Raw genomic sequence first — 21,268 nt, 5'->3', positions numbered from 1 at the left:
CTATTTGTTATCTTTTTCGTCTTTTTCTTTTTTCTCCTCTTTTGATAATTTCTTGAGGTTTTCACTTACATAGTAATAAAATGTGCCTTCTTCGTATTCACCGTTTTCATTTGGTGTCCCTGCTTTGTAATCTGTCATTAGTTCGATCCCTTCATCTATATTATCAATAGCCCAAATATGGAACTTTCCATTTTGTATATCTTCATTTATTTCGTCTTTCAATACGATATTATCGATATTTTTACTTGGAATAATCACCCCTTGATCTCCAGTAAAATTGAGATTTTTACAGGCGTCGTAAAATCCTTCAATTTTTTCGATTATTCCTCCAACTGGCAAAACTTCTCCGTTTTGATTCATAGATCCGGTGATGGCAATATTTTGTTTCAATGGAATGTTAGCTATGGAAGACATTAAAGCCAGCGTTTCTGCTATTGTAGCGCTGTCTCCTTCGATGATAGAATAAACTTGTTCAAAATTTAAAGATACACCGAAACCTGTTTCTATGAAAGAAGAAAATTTATGTTTGAAATAGTTTTCTATGATCAATGAGGATTTTTTGTATATTTTCCCGCTTAAATCGATATCCCTGTGTATGTTTATGATTTTTTCAGAAGAGGATCTGTAACTTTTTGCTGTTATTTTGACGGGATGCCCAAAGGTGAAATCTCCTGTATCCAAAACAGTCAATCCATTTATTTGTCCGACTTCAGAGCCTTCAGTTCTTATGTCAATCTTTTGTTCTTTTATCGCATTAAATAATTTTTTCTTATGAAAGGAAAACATTTTTTCTCTAAACTTTGTAGTATCTTTTATATCTTTGGCGGTTATGTATGGGCTTGATCCATTTTTCCGTGAAATGTTGAAAGAGTCTATTAGTAGATTCTTAATTTCCCCCAATCTTAAGGAGAACCTTTTGTTGTTTCCATTCATCCTACAACTGTACTTGATAATCTCTTCAATCGCATCTTTTGTAAAGTGTGAGATATCGTTTTCTTCCACTGTGTTGCTTAAGAAAGCTAAAAATTTATTTAAATTCTCGTTGCTTAACTCTGCCTCATAGTCAAATTGTGATTTTATGGGAAAAAGTTTTTCGAATTCGCTATCGTAAACTCTTAATAAATTGTACACCCATTCTTCTCCTATGAGAATCACTTTAACGGTTAAAGATAAAGGTTCTGGTTCCAAACTTTCAACACTCGAATAGCCTTCAGCGGTTTGAATATTTTCAATTTTTACTTCTTTCTCCGATAAAAACCTTTTAATTACCTCCCACGCGTAAGGTTTTCTTAAAACTTTTTCTGCTTCCATTATTAGATAACCACCGTTTGCCCTGTGAAAAGCTCCAGATTTTATCATTGTAAAATCCGTTTGAAGGAGTCCCATTTGGGAATAATACTCTATTCTACCAACTAAATTTGAAAAAGTGGGATTGTCTTCTTCTATCACAGGTGCACCTTGTAGATAAGAATTATCCACTATAATGTTGACATTGTATCTTTTTTCTTTAAGATAAGTTATTAGATTTTGATTTTCGGAAGTTAATTGGGATAGGTGAGAAGCTATGTCCTCTTTCAAGTTTTGAAGGTATTCAAAAACATCAGAATATTTGAGATATTTCTTTTCAAGGGGTTCGAAAAGCTTAGCTAAGCTAAAAGCTGCCCAGTAACGTCGTAAGTTTTTAACTTCCTCCCAGTATTCTTTATCCATCTCCGTGATCTTTACCATTGTTTTTTCAATTAATTCTCGCAACTTCTCGGAATTTTTTCGAAAATACTCTTTTATCTCTTCCGGAAGATTTTCAAACTCAGAGGTGCTTATTTTTTTGCCATCGTACACTGGAACGCTCACTATACCTTTTTCAGAAGCCTCAAGTATAAAACCAAGAGCTTGAGCCTGTTTTCTCAGATCTGACCACAATTTTTCCCTCTGCTCGTTGTATTCTTTTTCTAACGAACTTAACCTTTGTTGAAATTCTTCTGTCTGCATCGTTTTATTTAAAACTTGTACAGAGGAATTAATAATAGATTGCAATTCAGATTTGAAATTTTTGGCTTCTCCGGCGGGCAGTTTCAACAACTTGGGTTTCTTTTCTTCCTTAAAATTAAAAACATACATAAGATCTTGAGGAGCTTTTTGAGTTAACGATATTCTTTCGATTATCTTTCGAGTCATACCTCTTCTACCACTACGATTTGGACCAACTAAGAAAACATTGTTTGAATCGTTGCTGCTTTCCAAGGCAAATTGTAAAATTTCACAAGCATCCGTTTGTATGGTGTAATCTTGATAAGAACCAATTTTTATTTCTGAAGTGTTATCGATTTTGATATCTGGGATTTTAATTTCAAAATCACTTAAAGTTAGTTTCATTATCTACGCCTCCATTATTTGCACTTTTACCGTTGTTAAAAATTCTAAAAACTTGTTTAATAGCGGCCCCTTCGCCCCGCTCCCCACCCTTCTAAGGAATGGGCCTGCAGCCCTCTACTAAAGTTCAAACCTTTCATAAATTTCATTTATATTTTTTAGATAATAATCAGGTGAGAATATATCTTCAAATGCTTCTTTATCTGATAATTTTGCCTTTACTCTATTATCTTCCAATAAAATTGCTTTAAAATCACGCCTTTCATTCCAAGCTTTCATAGCGTTTTCTTGAACTATTTTATAAGCTTCCTCTCTACTTACCCCTAATTCAACTAACTTCAGCAATACCCGTTGAGAATAAATTAAATTATACGATTTTTCTATGTTTTCTTTCATTCTATCTTTGTGAACCACTAAGTTTTCAACTAAGTAATTTGCTTTATTCAACATATAGTAAGTAAGCATGGTTGCATCCGGTATAAACACCCTTTCTACAGACGAATGAGAAATATCTCTTTCGTGCCATAAGGAGATATTCTCATAAGCAGAAGATAGATAAGATCTTAGCATTCTTGACATCCCGGTCAACCTTTCGCACAATATGGGGTTTTTCTTATGTGGCATCGCTGAAGAGCCCCGTTGCTCTTTTTTAAAAGGTTCTTCTACTTCCAGGACCTCTGTTTTTTGAAGGTGCCTGATTTCTATGGCAAGTCTTTCTATACTGCTTCCTATCATAGCTAAAACACTGAAAAATTCAGCGTGAAGATCCCTTGGTAAAACTTGAGTAGATACTTTACAAGGTCTGAGATTGAGTTTTTTCAAAGCGATTTCCTCTACTTTTGGTTCTATGTTAGCATAATTTCCAACCGCCCCGCTGAGTTTTCCTTGGGAAATGTTATCTATAGCCTTTTCTAATCTTTCTTTGTTTCTTTCTTCTTCCGCAACAAATCCTAAAATTTTTAATCCAAAAGATGTTGGCTCAGCGTGTACCCCATGGGTTCTTCCAACTATAATAGTATACTTATGATCCACAGCTAATTTTTTGAGGTTAGCTATGTATTGAGTTAGCTCATCAAGAATAATCTCTTCTGCTCTTTTTATAGCTAAGGATAAAGCTGTATCGACAACATCTGATGATGTTAAACCCTTGTGAAAGTATCTTGCCTCATCTCCCATGTCTTCAGTTACCACTTTTATAAAGGCTATCACGTCATGATCCACTATTTTTTCTGTGTCTAATATTTTTTGAACGTCTAATTTTGCTTTTTGTCGAATGTTTTGGGATGTGCCTTTGGGAGCAAGGTTAAGTTCTTCAAAGGCTTCTATTACAGCTATTTCTACTTCAAGCCATCTTTTATACTGGGCATCTAAAGTCCAAATGTCTTTAATTGGAGAAAGAGAGTACCTTTCAATCAACATCCACACCCCTTTGTGAATTAAGTTCTTTTGACCTTATAGTTGCTTCTTTTACTGCGTCCATAAGGATACCTCGTAAACCATGAGATTCTAAAACTTCTATTCCTTTAATTGCTGTGCCTCCTGGGGAAGTAACCATATCTTTCAACTCTCCAGGATGTTTTCCCGTTTCTAAAACCATCCTTGCAGCGCCAAGTAATGTTCTTGCGGCAAATTCAGTGGAAAGCTCTCTAGGTAAACCCATCAGGACACCGCCGTCGGATAAAGCCTCTATCATCATATAGACATATGCTGGTCCGCTCCCGCTTAAAGCCGTTATCGCATCCATTATATCCTCTTCAACCAAATATACCTTTCCAACGCTTTCCAAAATCTCCTTAACCCTTTTCAAGTCATTTTCGTCAACGTTCTTCTTTTTGCTAATAGCAATAACACCTTCACCTACTAAAATAGGGGTGTTGGGCATAGCTCTTATTATCTTTGATGAAGTTGGTAAAGCTTTATCCAAATGGCGCAGACTTACTCCTGCAGCTATTGATATAACTATCTTGTTTTCACAAGAAGAACTTATTTCTTCCAATACTTTGTCTATTACTTGTGGTTTCACAGCTAAAAGAACGATGTCGGATTCTTTCACCGCTTTTGCGTTATCCGAGATAGTTTTTATGTCGGAGTAATTAGAATTTTTTTCAGAATCGTATTCAAAGAGATCTGTTCCGATTATTTGTTCTCTTTTAAGTGTTTTTGTTTGGATTAGACCTTTTACTAACGTGCTCCCCATTTTTCCCAATCCTATTACACACAGTTTTTCATTCATACTATCTAACCTGCCCGTTTCCCAAGATAATATATTTGGTGGTCGTTAATTCGTTGATTCCAATCGGTCCTCGAACATGTAATTTTTGTGTACTTATTCCCATTTCTGCACCAAAACCGAACTCTTCACCATCGGTAAATCTCGTAGAAGCATTGACATAAACCGCAGCAGAGTCTATTTCGTTTAGAAATTTTTGAGCGATCGTATAATTTTCGGTTATAATGGCTTCAGAATGTTTTGTGCTGTACTTGTTTATATGGTTTATCGCTTCTTCAGTGCTATCAACAATTTTTACTGCCATTATGTAATCTAAATATTCAGTTGACCAGTCTTCTTCTTGTGCCGCTTTCATTTGAGGTATTATTTTCAAGGTTTTTTCACAACCTCTTAATTCTACTTTCTTTTCAAAGAGTGTATATATTTTTGGTAGAAACTCTTCCGCTATATCTTTGTGAACCAACAATTTTTCTGCGGCGTTACATACTGATGGTCTGCTTATTTTAGCGTTTTCAACGATTTTTAGTGCCTTTTCGAGATCTGCTTGTCTATCAACATAAACGTGACAGTTTCCAGCCCCCGTTTGTATAACAGGGATCATAGAATTTTCAACGGTATTTTTAATTAAAGATGGTCCGCCTCGAGGTATCAAAACATCGATGTATTCGTACAGTTTCATCAATTCATCAACGGCTTTCCTATCTGTAATCTCAATGAACTGCACTATATCCTTTGAGAAACCAGCTCTTTCAATAGCTTGGTGGATAATTTTTACTAAGGCATTGTTAGAATGAATCGCTTCAGAACCACCTCTTAATACCACACAATTACCAGATTTTATACATAAAGCAGCTGCATCTACTGTTACATTTGGTCTGCTTTCATATATAATGGCGATTACCCCTAAAGGAACTACCATCTTTCCAATCATCAAGCCGTTTGGTCTTTTCCACATCTGAGAGATGTTGCCCACACTACTTTGAAGTTGTGCGACTTTTTGGACACCTTCAGCCATTTTGGTGATTCTTTCCTGGTTCAGTAACAATCTATCTAAAAGACTGCTTGACATCCCAGTGTTTTTAGCCGATTCGACATCCTTTTGGTTTTCTGATATTATATAGTTTTTATTGGCCATTAGCTCTTCCGAAATATAGTTAAGAATTCTGATCTTATCTGTTTCGGAAGAGGAGCTAAATTTTCTTGAAGTATCTTTAGCCTTTTTTGCCTTATTTAAGACATATTCCTGTAAATTCACTATTATACCCTCCCTCTGTCGATCTTTTCCCCGTTCTTTTTTCTATGTTTTTTAATTATATCATAACTTTTTGAATGTGAAAGTAAAGGCAAATCTCACCTTTTTTATATAATTATATTATTTCATGAAATAGTTCTTTTACTTTTGCTTTTAATTCCTTTAATAGGTTTTCTCCTTGGCTTGTAATAGAGTAGTATATTCTTTTTTTACCTTCTACTATTTCAGTTCTTTTAGTGAGAAGATTTTCTTTTTCCATCTTGTGTAATAAAGGATACAAAGTACCTGGGCTAATATTGTACCCATGCCTTTTTAATTCATAAATCATCCAGCTTCCATAGATTGGAGCTTTTTGTGAATGGTGCAATATATGTATTTGAATCAAACCATTCAAGATTTTATTTAAATATTTATTCTTTTCAATATAATCTTTTGATTCTTTTATGATTATTTCCCCCTTTCTTTTTAATTTAGAGGGTTGCCAAGCTTAGATTTAAGCAGAAAAAGAGTGAAAACGGCTGCACTTTCTACTATCATGGAAAAGACAACCAAACTCACGATTGCGCGATCGTACAAGATTCCCATAACTGCACTACCTATGAACCAAAAAAGGCCAAAGATAGCGTTAAAAAAACCATATGCTGTTCCTCTTTTCTCAGGGGTGACGATATCGGCTACTACAGATTTTAAAATGGATTCCTGGGCACCCATTCCGATTCCCCACAAAATAACACCTAAAATCACTAACAGTGAAGATTCAGATAAAAATGAAAAGGGTGAAAAGAATATTGAGAGGCTGGAGGCAATTATAAGACTTGTAACTCCGACTTTATCGTAAAGGAAGCCGAAGATCAATGCAGAAATAGCATCCACGCCCATAGCTATCGCATACATAAAAGGTATCATAGTTGAATTGAAAATATCAATTCTTTGAAAATGGAACGCCAACAAAGGGAAATCCGCAAAACCTGCAGCAATCAGGGAAATGGCTACTAAATACAACCAGTACGATTTTGATATTCCCTCAAAGTTGATTTTCTCCTCTTTCACTTCAAACTTCTCGGGTTGTGGAAAGTTCAATCTACTAATCAACAACAAGATTAAAGTAATCAATGCAGGTATCAATAATATTGCAAATGCGAATCGGTAATTTGCTAACTCATCCCCCGACTTGAATAATAGAATCAAACTTAAAATAACAGGTCCTGAGACAGCTCCAATTTGATCAAGGACCTCTGCTATGGCAAATCCTTTACCACTTCCCACATTTCGTGCTGCATAAGACATAAGGGTATCTTTCGAAGGCTTTCTTATAGCTTTTCCTGTTCTTTCCATAATTATTAGCATGGCTGCTATTTCCCATCTTCCGGCAAGAGCCAATAAAGGAACAGCAAATAGATCCATTCCATAACCTAAAAATGTGAAAAGCCAATATCTATGAGTTTTATCGCTTAAATAACCCGTTAACAACCTTAAACCATAACCTATGAACTCACCTAAACCTGAAATGATTCCCACCGCTGTAGCACTTGCTCCTAATAAACCTAAATAAGGACCGATTAAACTTCTTGCTCCTTCATGTGTGATGTCTGCGAATAAACTCACAATTCCCATAGCAACTATAAAACCAATAGCTGTTTTTTTCGTTTTAGAACACCTTCCTTTGCTTATTTTTTAAAGATATCTTGGCGAAGTATCCCATACTCATCGAAGCTACTTTTCATTGTGAATAATATCGTTAAGGTTACAGAAAGAGAAACCGATGTTAAAATAGCTACATATATGGCAATTTGGTATTTTATAGCTGTTTGTGGAGATGCACCTCCCAAAATCTGACCTGTCATCATTCCAGGCAGATACACGATTCCAACTGTAGCCATACTTGCTATGGTTGGTCTAAGGGCAGATATTAATGCGTTCCTTAAATATGGAAGTGTGGCTTCATAAACGGTAGCCCCATTTCCCAAAGCAAAAAAATATCGTTGTTTATTTCTTTCTATATCTTTATAAAAATTACTAATTCCAATAATATCTCCTGTTAAAGCGTTACCTAAGAGCATTCCACCTAGGACAACGAAATATCTTGCGGTGAAAATATCATCCAATCTTAAAATTATAAAATCGAAGTAAAAGAGTACAATAAAATTAGAAATACCAAGGGCAAAAAATACTGGCCAAACGAACCTTTTGAAATTTAAACCGCTGCTACCAATAACTCGAAATACAGCAAAAGAAATCATAAAAAATAACCAGCCTATATTCAACCATGTATAATCAAATTGGAAAAGATATACTAAAATTAAAGACATGATGAAAAGCTGAATGCTCATTCTGAATGTTGAAATTAAAGTATCTCGGGTAATTTTTAAATTAAAAATATAACTCAAGATAATGGGGAAAAATATTAACAAATACGCCATTGCAAGTGAAAATAAAGAAATATCAGTTGTAGGTTCCATTATTATTCCCTCCCATTTCTATTATATTCAAACCTTCTTTATTTAACCATTCCTGATCATGAGATATTGCAATCAAAGTCCACTCTTTTTTTGATAGTAAATATTCTATGACTTTATTTTTCATTTCTCTATCCAGAGAAGAGGTAATCTCATCTAGTAAGTATAATTTTTTGTTTAAAAGTGTAAAAATAGATATCAAAACTCTTTGTTTTTCTCCACCTGAAAGAGATTGGAAGTCTTTATCTAAAATATTTGCTGGTAGTTCAAAAAAATCAAATAATTTTATTAATTTTGATTCTTCAAAAGGTACTTTGAGATTTATTTTATAATTCAATATAGTACGAATTATTTCTCTTACGGTTCCATCAGAAATATCTAATTCCTGCCCGATGTACACAGCATCTCTTCTTAAATCCCATACATTTTTACCATTCAACTCTTCATTTTTGTATAGTAATTGTCCTTCATCTGGTTTAATGAATCCTAAAAGTAATCTAAAAATAGTGGTTTTTCCAATTCCGGATTTTCCAAAGATAAGAGTTTTACTCCCTTCTTGAACCTTGAGATTAAAATTTCTTAGAACGTACTTATCTTGGAATTTTTTTGAAACATTTTTAAATTCGATCAAAATTATTCCCTCCTTATATCTAATGTCGATATCGGAAATCGATATTGTAATTATAACTCTTTTTTTCAAATTGTCAATAAAGATGTCAGTTTTTTCTATTGTTATGGTATAATTTTCTTTTGGAGGGATAACTATTGGTATTAATCAATTCACTGAAAAAATTGTTATGCCTTTGTACCTGATTACAATTAAAAGTAGTTCTTTATAAATTAGATAATAGTGTCTTAAAATAGCTTTAATAGATAAGTGCTTTGAGAGATTCAAAAAATGATAAAAAGAGGTGTGCAAGGTGATTGAAGAGGAAATTTCAAATAGCATCATGCTGGATATTGTACAACCTTCTATCACCTTTCCAGAGATTAAGTTGGAAAAAGGTAATTCGTTAGGTTTATATACCAGTGAGACTGAATTAATGACATCGTATTTCTTTAAATTAATTTCTGAACCTGAAAAGTACGCAAAGGAAGTTAAAATAAATGGATTTCTTGCAAATGGTATGAATTGGGTGGGAAGATCTTTTACTCATATAGTGGTTCCTCAAATTTGGAAAGATAGCATATACAACATACTTAAAAACAAACCTAAAAGGCGTCATTTGATATTTATAGGAGCAAAAAAGTGTGATATTAATTACGACGAGCTTTCTGACATTTCAACGATCATTTCTTATTATAGAAAGGATTGCAGTATATTAGTGATAAGTGATTCTTTTGAACTATTGCAAGCTACCACAGACAGAGTAGTTAATATGTTGGGAGAACCTATCATATCTGGATCAAAAGATTATTTCAAATGATAATTCAGAAAAAAGTACTTTTCAAAGCTAAAATTTTTAAAATTTAGGAGGATTTTGATGGCTTTAACAATAGACAGAGATGAAATCATAGGTACTTTAAAAAGAGAAATACAAGAAATAACAGATATGCAGGAATTTCAAAATCTAAAATCTAAATATTTAGGTAAGAAAGGTTTAATCAAGTCTCTAATGAACAGTCTTAAAGATATCGATGATGTAGAATTAAAAAAAGAGTATGGTAAAAGTGTAAATGAACTAAAAGAAGAATTAGAAACCCTTTTTGATGAGAAGTTAAGTGAGTTGAAAGAAAAAGAAAGAGAAGAAAAGGAGAAAAAAAACTGGGTTGATATTACGATTCCTGGGGCTCGTAGAAAGATAGGAAAAGAGAATTTGATCACAAAAACAAGGAAAGAAATAGAAGAAATATTCATTGGAATGGGTTTTTCGGTAGCTGAAGGTCCAGAAATTGAAAATTCTTGGTACAATTTTGACGCACTTAATACTCCTGAATGGCATCCTGCCAGAGAAATGCAGGATACTTTTTATTTGTCTTTGGACAAAGAAAAGCTTTTAAGGACGCATACTTCTCCCGTTCAAGTGAGAACTATGTTGAAAAGTAAGCCCCCCTTGGCTATAATATCCCCGGGAAGGGTATACAGAAAAGATGAATTAGACGCCACTCATTCCCCGGTTTTTCATCAGGTAGAAGGGCTCTATGTTGATAGAAATGTTTCCGTTTCCCATTTAAAAATGTATCTTGAAGTTTTTGCTCAAAAATTTTTTGGAAATAAAGTTTCGGTCTTGTTGCGTCCGAGCTATTTCCCTTTTACCGAACCAAGTTTTGAGGTAGATATCAGTTGTATCTTTTGTGGAGGGAAAGGGTGTAATGTTTGTAAAAATACCGGATGGATAGAAATATTGGGAGCCGGTTTAGTTCATCCAAACGTTTTTCAAAGCGTTAATTACGATCCAAAAGTATGGCAAGGCTTTGCTTTTGGAATGGGGATTGAAAGAGTAGCGATGTTGAAATATAACATTCCAGATATGAGAGAATTATACAAAAACGACATTAGGTTTATAGAAAATTCATAATCAATTATCCGTCATTGGCAAGCAAAATTTTAGAGGGAGGTAACGATGAAAGTATCTTTAAATTGGCTTGAAGATTATATAAAAGTCACAAAAAATATCGAAGAATTAGTAAAAGAAATAAAACTCCACTCGGTAGATGTAGAAGGTTTTGAAAAAGCGGGGAATAATCTTAATAATATAACAGTTGGAGAGATTATGGAAATAACCCCACTTGAAAATGCTGATAATTTAGTAGTTTGTAAGATAGACGTAGGGAAAGATATCAAAAATATAGTCACCGGGGATCTTACAGTTAAGATTGGAGAAAAAGTTCCAGTTGCACTTCCTGGGGCAACTTTAGCAAACAATATAAAAATAGAAGAACGAGAATTCAAGGGAGTTATCTCTGAGGGAATGATGTGTTCTTTGAAGGAATTAGGTATATCTGGGGATGCGGATAAAATTTACAGAATAGTGGATGACGTTCCGAATGGAATGGATTTTGTAAAATTTTTTGATCTTTATGACCAAATTTTGGAATTAGATATACTTCCCAATAGGCCTGATTTACTGTCTTACTTAGGTGTTGCCAAAGAGTTAGAAACAATAGATTGTGGTGTGGGATTTAATTTACCTGACTATATAAAAATTAGTAAGGGTGAGGGGTTTCCGGTAAGAATAGAATATGAAAAATGTAATCGATATATGGCAACAGTTGTAAAAGATATAAAAGTTGGTCCATCCCCAATGTGGCTGGTTAAAAGGTTAGGAAGGTCAGGAATAAGAAGTATAAATAATATTGTAGACATAACAAACTATGTAATGTTAGAGACAGGTCACCCCATCCATGCATTCGATTTAGATCTTATAGGTGACCAAATAGTAGTTAGAAAAGCTAAAAAAGGCGAAAAAATCCTGCTTTTGGATGGTAAAGAGTACACCATGGAAGGGGAAGAAACACTTATAACCGATGGTGACAACATAATTGCACTTGGTGGCATAATGGGGGGAGAATTAAGCGGCATCAATGAAAATACGAAAGATATCTTATTAGAAGTTGCCCATTTCGATCCTGTCAATATAAGAAAGTCCTCTACTTACCATAAGATAACCTCTGATTCTTCGTATCGTTTTGAAAGAGGAGTTGATCCAAACGATAGTGAGATGGTTATGGGTAGATTGATTAAATTGATTAACGAATTGGCAGGAGGAAAGGTAGAAGGAGCTACAACGGATATATATCCTAAGCCTATAGAAAATAAAAAAATATCGATTAAAAAAAGTTTTATAAACGATAGGTTGGGGAAAGACTTAGCAGAAAAAGAAATTGAACAAATATTAAAAAAATTAGATTTCTCTTTCACAATAGTGGAAAAAAGTTCGCAGCAGAAGGCAATGGAAGATGTAGTCAAGATGATTGATTTACCTTGGGATATAATAGATGAAGAATGGAACGTTTCTATTCCCACAAAAAGACCAGATATTACCCAAGATATTGATCTCGTTGAAGAGGTTGGTAGAGTTTACGGTTACTCAAAAATTCAGCCTGCTTTCCCAAATCTAAATGGATTGATAGGAAGTAAGGGAGATTTTGTTTCTTTTAAAGAAAAGGTAGAAGATACTATGTTGGCTAATGGTTATCATGAGGCAAAGACCTTTCCGTTGAACAATGGCAACAGAATGTGGATGGAAAACGAATTGGAGTTAAGATTGATTAATCCTATCTCCTCAGAATTAGAATACATGTCATCCAAATTGATATATGGTTTGTTAGATTCAGTTTCTTTTAATTATAGAAACCAAACAAAAGATATAAAAATGTTCGAAATTGATAAAGTTTTCCATGCAGATAAAGACAGTGAAACAGGTGCAAAGGAGTTTACTAATCTCGCCTTTGTGGCAACAGGGAGAGAAAATAATGATGATTTCACGGATAAGAGAGAGGTTACATTTTATTCTGTAAAAGGTGCTTTAGAAAACTTATTGAATGAATTTCATGTGAAAGTAGAATACGTAAGAAGTGATCAACCTGGTTTTTTGAAAGCTCAAAGTGCTCGTCTATTTATCAACAACGAAGAAATTGGTTTTTTAGGTCTACTTGATCCGGTGATAGCCGATAATTATTACGAAATAAAAGACCCTATATATATCTGTGAGATAAATTTGGATAAAATATTTGAAGGTAAGAAAGAAATAAAAAGGGAATTCAGAAAAGTAGATTTTCCTGCTATCAAAAGAGAGTATTCTATGATTGTTCCACTAAACATCGAATTTAAAGAGATTCAAGAAATAATAATAAGTGTGGCAGATATCGTAGAAGATTTTAAAATTTTTGATGTTTACAGAGGAAAAAATATAGAAGAAGATAAAACAAGTATTACCGTTTCAATAGTTTATAGATCAGAAAATAAAACTTTGACAGAAGAAGAAGTCAATCAAGTCGAAAGATCTATTTTAGAAAGTTTGAACAATAAAGGGATCAAACTTCGAGAATCCTAGGCATACCATACACATAGACAAAGAAAGGAGAAAGAGATGCAAAGAAATGTCACGAGTTACTTAATAATGTTGAATGTTTTGATATTTATAATGATGTTTTTATTTGGTGGTTTAAGCGCTTTTTCTAACCCACGTATATACATACTTTTTGGTGCACAATTGGGTAATTTAATCACAGCCGGAGAATGGTTCAGATTGATTACATCAATGTTTGTTCATGGTGGGTTATTTCACATATTTTTCAATATGATCGCTTTATTTTACGTGGGTAACATAGTTGAAAGGGCTTATGGAAAAGAAAGATTTATCTCAATATACATGTTATCAGGTATTTTTGGTAACCTTTTAACCCACTTATTTTTACCTAATGCGATCTCTGTAGGTGCATCAGGTGCGATATTCGGATTGATAGGTCTGCTTTTTGGGGCGGGATTTAGGCACGATACCCCAACTATATTGAGACCTGTAACAGGTACCGCTTTACTCCCCATTATTTTAATAAACGTGATCTGGGGATTCTTACCAGGTGCTAATATAAACAATTTTGCCCATTTAGGAGGATTAGGAATAGGTTTTACCTTTGGTTGGTTAACATCTATAAGGTACACGAAGAGGAGTTACCAAGGGTGGAGAACGTTTTCTTACTTGTCTTACGGATTAATTATTGCAAGTTTTGTTTTACTTTTGATATTCGATTTTAGATACTACATATTTTAATTAAAACTCTTTTTTGAGGTGATGTATTTGACCATAGATGATTTGATTGGTAAAAATGTCATAGAAGAAAGTATCAAAAAGATTTATGAAAAAGATAAAGAAATAAATTCAGTTTTGAGAATAGAAAAGGCAGAAGGCAACAAAGATGGCGATTATTTTGGCATACCTTTTTTGGTCAAGGATAACATTTTAGTTGAAGGGACTAAAACAACAAACGGTTCTAAAATCCTTGAAAATTATAATTCTCCTTATACCGCAACTGCCGTTGAAAGACTTTTAAAAGCAGGTTTTACAGTAGTAGGGAAAACTAATATGGACGAGTTTGCCATGGGTAATACCAACGAACATTCAGCCTTTGGACCTGTAAGAAATCCTAAGGATTTGGCACGAGTCCCAGGGGGTAGTAGTGGAGGTTCAGCTGCAGCTGTAGCAGCAGGGTACGTTCCATTTTCTCTGGGATCCGATACCGGAGGCTCAGTAAGACAACCTGCCGCTTTTTGTGGTGTTGTTGGATTTAAGCCGTCATACGGTATGATATCACGATACGGTTTAACCGCTTTTTCATCTTCATTGGATCAAATAGGTGTTTTTGCGAATAATGTTAAGGACGCTAGAACTGTTACAGAAATTATGAAAGGAAAAGATCCCAAGGATTCAACCACGTTGGAGCACGATAAAGATCTCGTAAAAGATGTAGAGATAGATTTATCCAAAACCAAAATTTGCATTCCAAAGGTTGTTTACCATGAAAATGCAGATGATAATGTAATAAAACAATTTGAAAGGGCTATTAACTTTTTGAGAAGCAAAGGAGCAATAGTTGACGTAAAAGACATACCGGAACTTGAATATTCGGTAGCAATTTATTACATAATAGCCCCTGCTGAAGCCTCATCCAACCTTTCAAGATACGATGGTGTCAAATATGGGTTGAGGAACGATGCCTTAGGTTTGAATAGAATGTATAAATCTACTAGAGAAGTTGGTTTTGGTATGGAAGTAAAAAGAAGAATAATGATGGGAACTTTTAATCTATCTTCTCTTTATTATGATCAATATTACTCAAAAGCCTCAAAAGTAAGAAAATTGTTGAGTGACAAAATAAAGGAAGTTTTAAACGATTATAATTTGATAATGACCCCCACATCTCCTGTTCTCCCACCAAAGATAGGGGAAAAGTTAAAACCTTTAGATTATTATTTAATGGATATTTTTACAATCCCTGCGAATTTAAATGGATCACCTGCCATAAGTATTCCCTTTGGTGATGTCCAAGGGTTACCTTTTGGTATACAATTCATTGGTCGATATATGAAGGATGAGGAACTATTAACTATAGCAGACAATTTCTTTAAAGAGACCTCCAGGGAGTTGAAAAATTATGTATAAAACTATTATAGGATTAGAAATACACGTCCAATTACTAACAAAATCTAAAGCCTTTTGTTCATGTAGTACAGAGCATTATGAAGCTGAGCCGAATATTAATATTTGTCCAGTATGTACAGGTCAACCTGGAACGTTGCCGGTATTAAACGAGGAAGCACTTAAACTTGCGATAAAAGCTGGATTAATATTAAATGGACGTATAAATAAGTTTTCTAGGTTCGATAGAAAGAATTATTTTTACCCCGATTTGCCAAAGGGTTATCAAATTACGCAGTATTTTCATCCCATAGTAAGTGGAGGATACATCGACGTTGAAGGCAAAAAGATAAGAATAAGAAGGATGCATATGGAAGAAGATACGGCTAAGATGCTTCATGAAGGGGATCAGATTTCCTATGCTCAAGAAAGTTTAATTGATTTTAATAGGGCAGGCATACCTCTTTTAGAAATTGTAACCGAGCCGGATATAGAGACTCCTAAACAGGCAAGGATATTTATGGAGAAATTAAGAAATTTGCTTAGATACGCTGATATTTCAACGGGTGATATGGAAAAAGGAGCTTTGAGATGTGATGCAAATATCTCTATTCTCAACCAAGAAAACGAAGAAGTAAGTAAAAGGGTAGAGATTAAGAATATAAACTCATTCAAATTTGTAGAAAAAGCGTTAGAATATGAAAGAGATAGGATTATTAATAATTTAGAAGAAGGTCGAGAGTTAATACAAGAAACGAGAGGGTGGGATGCCAACAAAAAAGAGACATTTTCGATGAGAACAAAAGAAGAAGAGATGGACTACAGATATTTTCCTGAACCTGATCTCCCTATACTGATTTTGAATGACGAACTTATCGAAACCGTTAAAAAACTCATTCCGGAAATGCCAGAAGAGAAGGCTAAAAGGTTTGTTACTCAGTACAATATTCCGGAATATGACGCACAGATCCTCTCTTCTGACAAAGAGTTAGCTGATTACTATGAAAGATGTGTAAAGTTAGCAAAGGATGCCAAATTTGTTAGTAATTTTATTTTGACTGAGTTATTAAGAGAGATGAAAGAAAATGATGATACTATTGAAAATGTAAAGATTAAACCTGAGCATTTTGCTGAGTTGAAAATGCTTTTAGATACAAATACAATTTCAACAAAAATTGCTAAAGATATCTTTCCCCAGATGTATAAAACAGGTGATAGCCCCAAACTGATCGTTGAAAAGAAAGGTTTAGAGCAAATAGAAAATGAAGATGAATTGAAAAAAATAATTGAAAATATTTTAAAAGAAAATCCCGATAGTGTTGAAAAGTACAAAAATGGTAAGAAGAAACTTTTAGGTTTTTTTGTTGGACAAGTTATGAAAGAAACAAAAGGTAAAGCTAGCCCTCAAAAAACAAACGAGATACTCAAAGAATTACTTGAAGATAATTGAGAAAACCACGAGGTGATAAACCTTGAGAAAATTATATTTCATCGGGGCTTTTATGCTTATTTCAACAATAGTTTTGACTTATGTAGGTTACACTCCTTTTGAGCCTCAGATAGAAAATAAAGGTGCAACCTTTTCACTTTACACATCGTCTTTTGAAGATTTTGGATTAGAACTAGGTTATACCGATTACCACTCTTTGTATATAGAAAATAAGATCTTCAACAGAACGATAAAACTGAAAAGTGGAGAGTCTTTTTTCAAAGCCTTTGTGAACGTACCCGTATATAATAGTGAATTTGGTCTAGGATATGAGTACAAACTTGAAAATAATTTTTTAGGAGTTTTGACATTAAAAAATTTTCAAAGAGTTGAGGTAAAAAATTTTGACCATGATATATATAACTTTACTCAAGCTAAATTCAATGTCCCTTCGTATGCTATAGGGAATTTATTTCTTTTTAACAATAAAAATATAAATCTATTTGAAGTAAAGGCTAGGATATATAGGCCTGTGGAAATGCCTATTAGTTTAGGCTTTTCAAATGGCTTCTATTTTAATTTTCCTATCGTTAATTTAGATCGTTACTATGTAGATACAATAGAGGTAGGAATGTCTCTGATACAACAAAAATGGTATCCAAATATTGGATTTTCAATTCCATTAAATATATTTGATCAACATTTGCATATTGGTACAAAAATAGCTTTTGGTCAAGACTTTTTTTATGAATTTTATCTTTACAATGAAAATCTTAAGTTACCTCTACTTTTTTCGTTCAACGAAAAAGGAGGAAGTTTATTTTTTGAATTCTAATGATATTGCTGTATATTTACATATACCCTTTTGTGTGAAGAGATGTCTTTATTGTGATTATGTGTCTACAACTGATTTATCCTTAAAAGCCAAATATTTTAATGCCTTAAGTAAAGAAATCGCCTTGAAAGGTGAAAAATTAAAAGGTAGGAAGGTTAGAACTATTTATTTTGGAGGTGGAACTCCATCTTTTGTTGAGGAAGAATTTATTTTACAAACCTTTCGTTCGTTACAAGAACATATGGACCTATCTGATTTAGAAGAATTCACGATAGAGGTAAATCCAGAAAGTGTTAATGAGAAAAAAGTACAATTTTACAAGGAAATAGGAATCAACAGAATATCAATGGGGTTCCAAAGCACTTCTGATAAGATATTAAAAACTGTTGGAAGATCCCATGATTTTAATAAAGGGTTAGAATCTTATAAACTTTTGACGTCTTTTTATGACAATATAAATATAGATTTTATTGTTGGATTACCATATGAAAATTTTGAGACGGTTAATAGCAATTTGGAATTTATAGAAAAGATGAAACCCTCTCATATTTCTTATTATTTATTGGATTCTTCACATGATACTCCTTTAAAACATTTTCTTGAAATCAAGGAAATGAAACTTCCGGAAGATGACTTAGTATATGACCTTCTTGATTATATCTATGATCAATTGAAAAAATTGCAATATAATAGATATGAAATTTCAAGTTGGTCGTTACCCCAAAAAGAATGTATTCACAATCAATTTTATTGGTATAACTTAGATTATGTCGGATTTGGGGTTTCCGCAGGAGGGCATATCAACAACGAAAGATATGTCAATACTTCAGATGTTAAAGCATATATTACAAAATTAAATAATGAGGAACTTCCATACGACACAAAAAATGCGAATGACGAGTTTGCTGAGTTGTTAGAAACACTATTTATGTCTTTGAGGCTAACAAAAGGAATAACTTATGATTCTTTGGTTCAAAGATTCTCTAAAAATGTGGTTGACAATGTCTTAAATCAGTTAAAAAATAATTTGGAAGAATATATATCTATAGATGATTCTATTAAATTAACTACAAAAGGTTTAAACTTTTCAAGGTTTGTTTTTGAGAAGTTATTAGATGTATCTCCAACTTAAGGGAGGTTTTTTCTTGGATAAAAAGGACGAAGTTGAAAATTATTTGAAGAATAAAAATTTTAATAATCCCAACTTATTCAAAAAAAGGAAAGATTGGGACAAATATTTTATGGAAGTAGCGGATTTGGTAAGTAAAAGATCAACCTGTTTGCATAGAAAAGTAGGAGCAGTAATTGTAAAAGAAAAAAGGATCTTAGCAACCGGTTACAATCAACCACCGTCCGGTTTTCCTCACTGTGATGATATAGGTTGCATAAGGGACGATTTAGGTATAAAAAGTGGAGAAAACCAAGAAATTTGTTATGGTCTTCATGCAGAACAAAATGCCTTGATGCAAGCTGCTAAATTCGGTATTAGCACTGATAACGCATCAATTTATATCACCCACCAACCTTGTTCTGTATGTGCTAGGTTGGTAATAAATGCGGGAATAAAGAATGTTTATTATAGAGAAGGTTATCCGGATAGTCTAACAAAACTGTTTTTTGATACTTGTAACATACAAACAAAAGTTATCGAATGATCAAAATAAATATCAAAATGGAAAGGTGGGATAAAATGCCTATAGAGAGATACTTTAAGTATTTAAGAAAAGATAGAATGACCCATGTATGGTGTCCTGGATGTGGTAATGGAATAATAATGAAAAATTTTGTGGAAGCAGTGGATAATTTAAGTTTGGATAAAAACAAGGTGGCAGTTGTATCGGGTATAGGATGTTCTTCAAGAGTCACGGGGTACCTAGATTTTAACACTATGCACACACTCCATGGAAGGGCTGTGGCCTTTGCAACAGGAGTTAAACTAGCAAAGCCAGAGTTTAATGTGGTAGTAATGGGAGGAGATGGGGATATACTTGCAATAGGAGGAAATCATTTTATTCACGCTTGCCGTAGAAACATGGATCTAACAGTTATTATCTTCAACAATTCTATTTATGGCATGACAGGCGGGCAATATTCACCTGAAACACCTCCTGGGACTTACGCTTCAACTTCCCCTTATGGGAATTTAGAAAGCAATTTTGATGCAGTTAATCTTGCAATCACTTCTGGTGCCACTTACGTTGCTAGATCAACCGTTTTTCATTACATGTTATCCGTTAAATACATAGAAAACGCCTTAAAACACAAAGGTATGTCGGTTGTTGAGATAGTCACAAATTGTCACACTTATTATGGAAGATACAACAAAATGACGGAACCTACCCAAATGTTGCAATATTTCAAAGATAACTCTGTCATGTTGAGCAAAGCCAAAAAAATGGATGAAAATGATTTGGAAGATAAGATTATAATAGGTGAATTTCTGAATATTGAAAAAGAAGGCTACGTTGACAGGTATGAAAAATTAAGGAAAAAATTGGTTTCACAGGAGGTATCACCGAAATGAGTAGTTCAATAAGTACACCTAATTCGGTGAGATTCAGTGGAGAAGCCGGTCAAGGTAACATCTTAATGGGAATAATATTTGCGAAAGCACTGGTAAAAGAAGGATTTTGGGTTGTTCAATCTCAACATTACGGTGCCCAAGTGAGAGGTGGACTTTCTTATTGTGATGTGCTCTTTGATCAAGAACCTATAGATTATCCTGAAGCTAAAAATTTTGATATATTGTATTTGATGCATAATGTTGGTTTAAGTCATATTGGGAATCTCAAAAGAAATGGTATTTTATTATACGATGAAAAATTTGTTGAAAATATACCTCAGTATGTAGAAAGGATCACCAAAAAAATAATTAAAGTCCCAGCTTCACAAATAGCTATAGAAGAATTATCAAACAAAAATGTGGCTAACATGATAGGGTTAGGGGTCCTTTGTTCAGTAACTGAGGTAATTAGTTTGGAAAGGCTTATAGAAGAAGTCAAATCGAACGTATCAAAAAGTTACTTAGAAATTGATGAAAAAGCTCTCAAAATTGGTTATGCTTTATATAAAAAAAGGTATCCGTTAGAGTCAACTAAAATGTATAAAAAATTAGGGAAAGGTTATGAATAGAAACGATGAAAATAGGAGCCTAAAAAGTAGTTTTTCTTATGCATTAAAAGGGCTCATAGAAATTTATAAATCTCAAAGAAACTTTAGAATACAAAGTTTAATAGGATTAATAGTTTTAATCGTTGCTATTTTTGCCGACTTAACTGAAGTAGAGTTTATACTTTTAATATTTACAGTTATGCTAGTGTTGATAATGGAAACAGTGAATACTGTAACAGAGAAACTGTTGGATTTTCTCCATCCTTTTTATAGTTCTTCGGTAAAGATAATAAAAGATGTTTCTGCAGCTGCGGTTTTTATTACTTCGATTTTCGCTGTTGCGATTGGAATAATTATATTCGGTGACGCTTTTTTCAATCTAAGCCCTCAATATGGTATAATCTTAGCAATAGTTTTTTTGCTTTTCTTGAATTTATGTGGCTTCATTTATAAAAAAAGAGAAAAATAATGAGGAGGAAGATACTTGGAGCAGATAAAGATCTTAA

General features: G+C 33.5%; 20 protein-coding genes. 12 read left to right on the top strand and 8 right to left on the bottom strand.

Features of this window, described 5'->3' with window-relative positions:
* From PMOB_RS01135 to PMOB_RS01100, 8 genes are all read right to left on the bottom strand, one after another.
* Positions 1-2,373, bottom strand: a complete 2,373-nt coding sequence (locus PMOB_RS01135) for a Lon protease family protein (protein WP_012208073.1) — start codon at positions 2,371-2,373, stop codon at positions 1-3.
* 117 nt (positions 2,374-2,490) lie between these two features.
* Positions 2,491-3,786, bottom strand: a complete 1,296-nt coding sequence (purB, locus tag PMOB_RS01130; protein WP_041534192.1) for an adenylosuccinate lyase — start codon at positions 3,784-3,786, stop codon at positions 2,491-2,493.
* The gene (gene proC / locus PMOB_RS01125) at positions 3,779-4,603 is read right to left on the bottom strand and encodes a pyrroline-5-carboxylate reductase (RefSeq protein ID WP_012208071.1); all 825 of its coding nucleotides are present in this window, start codon (positions 4,601-4,603) and stop codon (positions 3,779-3,781) included. The genes purB and proC overlap by 8 nt, the downstream gene beginning before the upstream one ends.
* Position 4,604: 1 nt before the next feature.
* Positions 4,605-5,855, bottom strand: coding sequence for a glutamate-5-semialdehyde dehydrogenase (locus tag PMOB_RS01120; RefSeq protein ID WP_012208070.1), 1,251 nt, complete (start codon positions 5,853-5,855; stop codon positions 4,605-4,607).
* Positions 5,856-5,967: 112 nt separating this feature from the next.
* Positions 5,968-6,246 carry a PadR family transcriptional regulator gene (locus tag PMOB_RS01115; protein ID WP_012208069.1) on the bottom strand — a complete coding sequence of 93 codons (279 nt, stop codon included), beginning with the start codon at positions 6,244-6,246 and terminating at the stop codon, positions 5,968-5,970.
* Between the two features lie 71 nt (positions 6,247-6,317).
* A complete protein-coding gene (locus PMOB_RS01110; RefSeq protein ID WP_012208068.1) occupies positions 6,318-7,466 on the bottom strand; it encodes an MFS transporter in 1,149 nt (382 codons plus the stop codon).
* 53 nt (positions 7,467-7,519) lie between these two features.
* Positions 7,520-8,311, bottom strand: a complete 792-nt coding sequence (locus PMOB_RS01105; protein ID WP_012208067.1) for an ABC transporter permease — start codon at positions 8,309-8,311, stop codon at positions 7,520-7,522.
* Positions 8,295-8,939, bottom strand: coding sequence for an ABC transporter ATP-binding protein (locus tag PMOB_RS01100; RefSeq protein WP_012208066.1), 645 nt, complete (start codon positions 8,937-8,939; stop codon positions 8,295-8,297). The genes PMOB_RS01105 and PMOB_RS01100 overlap by 17 nt, the downstream gene beginning before the upstream one ends.
* Positions 8,940-9,228: 289 nt before the next feature.
* On the opposite strand from PMOB_RS01100, the gene PMOB_RS01095 reads away from it, so the two are divergent.
* From PMOB_RS01095 to PMOB_RS01040, 12 genes are read left to right on the top strand one after another with little or no spacing between them, the layout of a single operon-like run.
* The gene (locus PMOB_RS01095) at positions 9,229-9,735 is read left to right on the top strand and encodes a hypothetical protein (RefSeq protein WP_012208065.1); all 507 of its coding nucleotides are present in this window, start codon (positions 9,229-9,231) and stop codon (positions 9,733-9,735) included.
* Between the two features lie 57 nt (positions 9,736-9,792).
* The gene (locus PMOB_RS01090) at positions 9,793-10,827 is read left to right on the top strand and encodes a phenylalanine--tRNA ligase subunit alpha (protein ID WP_012208064.1); all 1,035 of its coding nucleotides are present in this window, start codon (positions 9,793-9,795) and stop codon (positions 10,825-10,827) included.
* Positions 10,828-10,872: 45 nt separating this feature from the next.
* Positions 10,873-13,305, top strand: coding sequence for a phenylalanine--tRNA ligase subunit beta (pheT, locus tag PMOB_RS01085; protein ID WP_012208063.1), 2,433 nt, complete (start codon positions 10,873-10,875; stop codon positions 13,303-13,305).
* Between the two features lie 36 nt (positions 13,306-13,341).
* On the top strand, positions 13,342-14,022 hold the full coding sequence (locus tag PMOB_RS01080; RefSeq protein ID WP_012208062.1) for a rhomboid family intramembrane serine protease: 681 nt from the start codon (positions 13,342-13,344) through the stop codon (positions 14,020-14,022).
* A 27-nt stretch (positions 14,023-14,049) separates the two neighbouring features.
* The gene (gene gatA / locus PMOB_RS01075; protein ID WP_012208061.1) at positions 14,050-15,411 is read left to right on the top strand and encodes an Asp-tRNA(Asn)/Glu-tRNA(Gln) amidotransferase subunit GatA; all 1,362 of its coding nucleotides are present in this window, start codon (positions 14,050-14,052) and stop codon (positions 15,409-15,411) included.
* Complete coding sequence (gene gatB / locus PMOB_RS01070) at positions 15,401-16,837, top strand: Asp-tRNA(Asn)/Glu-tRNA(Gln) amidotransferase subunit GatB (RefSeq protein ID WP_041533999.1); 1,437 nt, start codon at positions 15,401-15,403, stop codon at positions 16,835-16,837. Before gatA ends, gatB begins: the two co-directional genes overlap by 11 nt.
* Before the next feature lie 22 nt (positions 16,838-16,859).
* Positions 16,860-17,651 carry a hypothetical protein gene (locus PMOB_RS01065; RefSeq protein WP_041533998.1) on the top strand — a complete coding sequence of 264 codons (792 nt, stop codon included), beginning with the start codon at positions 16,860-16,862 and terminating at the stop codon, positions 17,649-17,651.
* On the top strand, positions 17,641-18,783 hold the full coding sequence (gene hemW / locus PMOB_RS01060; protein ID WP_012208058.1) for a radical SAM family heme chaperone HemW: 1,143 nt from the start codon (positions 17,641-17,643) through the stop codon (positions 18,781-18,783). Before PMOB_RS01065 ends, hemW begins: the two co-directional genes overlap by 11 nt.
* A gap of 13 nt (positions 18,784-18,796) precedes the next feature.
* On the top strand, positions 18,797-19,306 hold the full coding sequence (locus PMOB_RS01055) for a deoxycytidylate deaminase (protein ID WP_012208057.1): 510 nt from the start codon (positions 18,797-18,799) through the stop codon (positions 19,304-19,306).
* A 35-nt stretch (positions 19,307-19,341) separates the two neighbouring features.
* Positions 19,342-20,175, top strand: a complete 834-nt coding sequence (locus tag PMOB_RS01050) for a 2-oxoacid:ferredoxin oxidoreductase subunit beta (protein ID WP_012208056.1) — start codon at positions 19,342-19,344, stop codon at positions 20,173-20,175.
* The gene (locus PMOB_RS01045) at positions 20,172-20,783 is read left to right on the top strand and encodes a 2-oxoacid:acceptor oxidoreductase family protein (RefSeq protein WP_012208055.1); all 612 of its coding nucleotides are present in this window, start codon (positions 20,172-20,174) and stop codon (positions 20,781-20,783) included. Before PMOB_RS01050 ends, PMOB_RS01045 begins: the two co-directional genes overlap by 4 nt.
* Positions 20,776-21,231, top strand: a complete 456-nt coding sequence (locus tag PMOB_RS01040) for a diacylglycerol kinase (protein WP_012208054.1) — start codon at positions 20,776-20,778, stop codon at positions 21,229-21,231. Before PMOB_RS01045 ends, PMOB_RS01040 begins: the two co-directional genes overlap by 8 nt.
* The last annotated feature ends 37 nt before the right edge of the window (positions 21,232-21,268 follow it).

Source organism: Petrotoga mobilis SJ95 (assembly GCF_000018605.1).
Lineage (GTDB): Bacteria > Thermotogota > Thermotogae > Petrotogales > Petrotogaceae > Petrotoga > Petrotoga mobilis.
Note: the sequence above shows the minus strand (reverse complement) of the source record. Positions and strands in the feature narration are given on the sequence as shown.

What these genes read in the sequence shown, in the direction of transcription:
- PMOB_RS01135 (WP_012208073.1), bottom strand. Translation starts at nt 2,373, where the DNA reads ATGAAACTAACTTTAAGTGATTTTGAAATTAAAATCCCAGATATCAAA.
- PMOB_RS01040 (WP_012208054.1), top strand. Translation starts at nt 20,776, where the DNA reads ATGAATAGAAACGATGAAAATAGGAGCCTAAAAAGTAGTTTTTCTTAT.
- PMOB_RS01090 (WP_012208064.1), top strand. Translation starts at nt 9,793, where the DNA reads ATGGCTTTAACAATAGACAGAGATGAAATCATAGGTACTTTAAAAAGA.
- proC (WP_012208071.1), bottom strand. Translation starts at nt 4,603, where the DNA reads ATGAATGAAAAACTGTGTGTAATAGGATTGGGAAAAATGGGGAGCACG.
- PMOB_RS01105 (WP_012208067.1), bottom strand. Translation starts at nt 8,311, where the DNA reads ATGGAACCTACAACTGATATTTCTTTATTTTCACTTGCAATGGCGTAT.
- PMOB_RS01045 (WP_012208055.1), top strand. Translation starts at nt 20,172, where the DNA reads ATGAGTAGTTCAATAAGTACACCTAATTCGGTGAGATTCAGTGGAGAA.
- PMOB_RS01050 (WP_012208056.1), top strand. Translation starts at nt 19,342, where the DNA reads ATGCCTATAGAGAGATACTTTAAGTATTTAAGAAAAGATAGAATGACC.
- PMOB_RS01110 (WP_012208068.1), bottom strand. Translation starts at nt 7,466, where the DNA reads ATGGGAATTGTGAGTTTATTCGCAGACATCACACATGAAGGAGCAAGA.
- pheT (WP_012208063.1), top strand. Translation starts at nt 10,873, where the DNA reads ATGAAAGTATCTTTAAATTGGCTTGAAGATTATATAAAAGTCACAAAA.
- PMOB_RS01080 (WP_012208062.1), top strand. Translation starts at nt 13,342, where the DNA reads ATGCAAAGAAATGTCACGAGTTACTTAATAATGTTGAATGTTTTGATA.